Origin of the sequence: uncultured Clostridium sp. (assembly GCF_947072515.1) — a bacterium.
GTDB lineage: Bacteria > Bacillota > Clostridia > Clostridiales > Clostridiaceae > Clostridium.
In genome coordinates this window covers 1-4,949 of the sequence record NZ_CAMTIG010000111.1, presented here as the reverse complement: position 1 = coordinate 4,949, position 4,949 = coordinate 1, and the positions used below count along the sequence as shown (strand labels likewise).

The 4,949-nt window shown below is 29.2% G+C and carries 2 protein-coding genes, 1 pseudogene and 1 riboswitch; all 3 genes and pseudogenes read right to left on the bottom strand.

Features of this window, described 5'->3' with window-relative positions; all coding sequences use genetic code 11:
• Window positions 1-1,206: collagen-binding domain-containing protein (locus tag Q0W06_RS19195; protein WP_297639679.1), on the bottom strand; the 1,206-nt coding region annotated here is incomplete at its 3' end.
• Window positions 1,207-1,330: 124 nt separating this feature from the next.
• Window positions 1,331-1,412, bottom strand: a riboswitch (cyclic di-GMP riboswitch).
• A gap of 185 nt (window positions 1,413-1,597) precedes the next feature.
• The gene (rnr, locus tag Q0W06_RS19190) at window positions 1,598-3,808 is read right to left on the bottom strand and encodes a ribonuclease R (protein WP_297639677.1); all 2,211 of its coding nucleotides are present in this window, start codon (window positions 3,806-3,808) and stop codon (window positions 1,598-1,600) included.
• Window positions 3,809-4,467: 659 nt separating this feature from the next.
• A pseudogene (locus Q0W06_RS19185) lies at window positions 4,468-4,671 on the bottom strand (sodium/proton-translocating pyrophosphatase); the annotation flags it as partial.
• Window positions 4,672-4,949 lie beyond the last annotated feature (278 nt).

Below are 4,949 nucleotides of genomic sequence, written 5' to 3'. Positions count from 1 at the left end.
ATTATTTATTGTTACTGTTCCATTTACTCCTGTTGTATATGTTGTCCCATTTACAGTAACAGTTGCATTTGGTAATACCTTTCCTGTTTCACTATTTTTTACAGTTATCATTGCATTTCTAAACAAGTTATTGAATTTTTCCCATTGGAAATAGAAACTATGAATTTCTCCTCCCTTTGTTTTATTGAAATTTTGTGCAACTATTTGCCCATTAATAAAGCCACCCTTTAAATTTAATGTTGCATTTGGTGCTATTATACTTCCAATTATAGATGAATCTGATATATTTATATTCGTTGCATTCGGAAATGCATATATAACTTTACTTGCTTCACTATTAAGTGAATTTAATGGTGTTCCATCATTTATTTGTTGATTTTCAACACTTAAATTGAAATCCGAAAAATTTATAATCTTTGCATCTGAATAAATAACCGTAAAATTATTTGTATTTTGCCCATTTGTATTATTTATGGCCATATTTTCCGGTACATTTATATTTTCTATAGTCGTAGTTCCATTTTCATTAGCTAATTTATTTACGGCTATATTTCCGTTTGTATCTGTCTTATACATACTCCAAGTATTATTTCCTAATCCTTGAATCGTACTTGTCGCATTTCCCAATGTTTTAATTGCATATTCTTTAAAATCATTGAATTTATTTTCTACTATATTTTTATTTGCATATTCTATATTTGTACCATTCCATGTTTCAGATGTCTTTAACTGGTTATATGGATCTGCCTCTTTTCCTGTTGTTATTATATTAGGCGCTTCTACATTAAGCTTTCCTATATTCCCGCTAGTATTATTTGATTTAAGTCCATTAGGATCTAAAATACCTCCTAGCAATAATCCACATCTATTTTGCATATTGATAGGTTCACCAATAACAACAGTTCCTCTTGAATATTGTTCATTAGCTGTTGCTAATGTGAATGATCCTCCACCTAACGGTGCTGATAGATTTCCTCCTATAGCAAAAGATGTTTCCGAATCTCCACCTTCCATAGTTGCATTTCCAAAAACTATAGCTCCATAATCTTGTATGTTCCCCATCAATTCATTAGTTTGCTGATTTATTCCAGCTTCTACATATCCATTCTCTTTATGTAATTGCACTGCGTGACTTATAACTCCTGCTTGCATTGGTGTAAGTATCATTGCTCCTGCAATTATAATTGCTATTCTTTTTCTATTCATTCTTTCTCCTTATCAACATTATTTTGTCATATATTTTTATTGATAAATCCTTATTTTTCTCCCTTAATTAGAACTTATCATTCATTTTAAACGATAAAAAAAGCCGATAACTTTCAATTTCTTGAATTTTATCAGCCGGTTGCACTATTAACTCCGTATATTTCAAGTGCCCACATACAAAATATACTTCCCCGTTTCATCTTTTTTAATTCTTCACTTATTATATATCACTAACCGGATTTATTCTATAATCTGCCACTCTATTCGCCATGTATTTTTTGTTAACTTTTTCTATAAAATATAACTCTCAAAAATTCATTCTATTTTCTACATTTTTATTAGTGAAAAAAAATATAGACTACTAATTTAATAGTGGCCTATATTTTTACTTCTATTTATTTATTTCTTTTATATCTTCTTTTACATCTAAAATTCTATCGATTAATTCTTTAGCTGTTTCTTCTACTACATCTTCTTCATCTTCATCTGATATTAATTCAAAGTAAACTTCTCTATTATCAATATCAACTCTACTACATTTAACTCTTACAGAATCTCCAAGTTTATAGATCTTTTTAGTTCTTTCTCCAACTAATGAAAGATGATCTTCATCATATACATAGTAATCATCTTCAAGTGCAGTTATATGCACAAGCCCTTCTATAGTGCTTGGTAATTCTATAAACATACCAAATGAAGTTACTGATGAAACTATACCATCAAACTCTTCACCAATTCTATCAAGCATATATTCTGCTTTCTTTAAATCATCAACTTCTCTTTCTGCTTCTACTGCAAGTTTTTCTCTATCTGATGATTGTTTTGACGCATATTCAACTATACCTTTAAGTTTAGCAATTCTCTTACTTTCAAGTTTTCCATTTAAATTTTCTTTAATTATTCTGTGTATTTGAAGATCTGGATATCTTCTTATTGGTGATGTAAAGTGACAATAGTATTTAGCGGCTAATCCAAAGTGTCCTACACATTCTGGAGAATACTTCGCTTTCATCATACTTCTAAGCATAAGAGTACTTACTATAGTTTCTTCACTTTTTCCTCTTACTTTATCTAATATTTCTTGCATCATTTTTGGATGAATTTCTGCATTTCCTCTCATTGGATATCCTAGATTATATACAAATTCTCTAAACTTAGTTAATTTCTCTTCATCTGGATCCTCATGAATTCTATATACAAAAGGCATCTTTTGCCAGAACATATCCTCTGCTATAGTTTCATTACATACAAGCATAAATTCTTCTATCATTCTATTAGAGATTTCTCTTGGGTATGGTTTTATTTCTATTGGTTTACCCATTTTATCTAAAGTTATTTTAGCTTCTGGGAATTCAAAATCTATAGAACCTCTACTCATTCTTCTCTTATTTAATATAAGTGCAAGTTCTTCCATTGCTAAGAAATCATCATAAAGATAATCATATTTTTTAATTAACTCTTCATCTTTATCTTTAAGAATTTTTGTTACATCAGTGTAAGTCATTCTTTCATCAGTTCTTATAATTCCTTCATGAATTTCATGTGCTATAACTTTTCCTTTTTCATCAATAGTCATTAAGCAACTTAATGTAAGTCTATCAACTTTTGGATTAAGAGAACATATTCCATTTGAAAGTTTCTTTGGTAGCATCGGAATAACTCTATCTATAAGATATACAGATGTTGCTCTATTTAATGCTTCTTTATCTAAAGGATTCTTTTCTCTAACGTAATGTGAAACATCCGCTATATGAACACCTAATCTAAAGTTTCCATCCTCTAATCTTTCAATAGATACAGCATCATCTAAATCTTTTGCATCTTCTCCATCTATAGTTACCATTTTTAAATCTCTAAAATCAGTTCTTCTTTTATATTCCTTTTCTTCTATTTCATTCGGAATATTATCTGCAAAAGCTAATACTTTTTGTGGAAACTCTTCTGGAAGTCCATGTTTCTTTATTATAGTAAGAATATCTAGTCCTTTATCACCTTTTTTACCTAAAACTTCAACAATCTTTCCTTCTGGGCTTCTTCTTCCTTCTGGCCACTTAGTAATTTCAACAATTACTATATCTCCACCTTCAGCTCCAGTTTTATCTTTTTTAGATATAAATATGTCTTGAGTAAGTCTTGTATCCTCTGGTACTACAAATCCGAAGTTTCTACTTTCTTCGTATTCACCTATTATCTTAGTGTTTACTCTTTCTACTATAGAAACTACTTCCCCTTCTCTTTTTCTTACTCCGCCTCTATCTTCTTTCGTAACTTGTACTATTACTTTATCTCCATTCATAGCTCCATTTAAAAGTGAACCAGCTATAAAGACATCTTTTTCCCCTTCTTTTTCAGGGATAAGAAATCCAAAGCCTTTTGCATGAGCCTGTATTTTTCCTCTTACATACCCAAACTTTTCAGGAAGTGCAAACTTATCCTTTTCACTTTTCATGATAAGCCCTTCATTTTCCATGTCCTTTAAAGCACTTTTGAATGCTTTAAACTCTTCTTTTTTTATATCAAATATTCTTGATAATGAGCTAATATCCATTGGTCTATATGCATCTTCATCCATGAAAGCCAATAACGTATCTTTAATTCCCATATTCTTCCTCCAAGTATTTATCTTTATAATATATTATATTCTTAACTATTATATATATTTGACAAATTTCAGTTTTATTATTCTAAGATATATTATAGCACATCTTCCTTCTATTAACTCTTATTCCAGCTGAAAATCCCTAGTAATCCTCCCTTATTTCATTCTTTTCAATCTAGCTTTTTTCATAAAAAAATAAAAGCCCAATCCCTTCCCCAAGTGATTAAGCTTTCCATCTAATAAACCTTATTATAATACCCTTTTATAATATCCCTTTTACCATAGTTGTCATTAATTTATTACCCACCGTGTACGATTTTAAATACCTCTACCCCTAAAGACTATTTAAAATTAAATTTCTCCATTTTCTACTGCTCTAATTAAACTTAAATTCTCCCTAAACCTCAGTTTAATTATCATTTTAAATTCCTATAAACATTCATATTGCTAGTCCATTACATTAACTTAAATGTTTTACAGTTTTTTTCTCTGTTCCCTTTTACAATATTATATTAACATAAAATTCATATTTTGTTTATAACTTTTTAAAACTTTATTAATTTTATAAATAAAATATTAATAAAATAAAAATATGCTAATTTTTCCGATTAAAATCAGCATATTTTTTATTATTTTTAAATTTAAATATATTTTATTATAAACTAAAGTAGCATTCCACCATATTGAAGAATAACTGGTGCAAATACTAATGAAACTATAGTCATTAATTTTATTAAGATATTCATAGATGGTCCTGATGTATCTTTAAAAGGATCTCCAACTGTATCTCCAACTACACCAGCTTTATGTGCAGGACTTCCTTTTCCACCATGTGCTCCACCTTCAATATATTTTTTCGCATTATCCGATACGAAAACTACATACATTTCTATTTAAATGTAGACATTTATACCATGATACAACTTATATCCTAAGACTTTCGTATTGTATCTTCCTTCTTCGCCTATCCCATTTTGTAGTGATAAATCACATACTACTTTGGTTTGATATGACAGTCCAAAGGCTTAAATTCCCCAGTATCGTTGGGTACATATTCCGAATCTATTTTAGGTTAGATGTTCTGAATCCGATAATTTGCTAAATTTATACTTGCATTTAAATCTCTATCAATTTTAAGACCGCA

Coding starts and splice junctions, on each gene's coding strand:
- rnr (WP_297639677.1), bottom strand. CDS start 3,808: ATGGGAATTAAAGATACGTTATTGGCTTTCATGGATGAAGATGCATAT.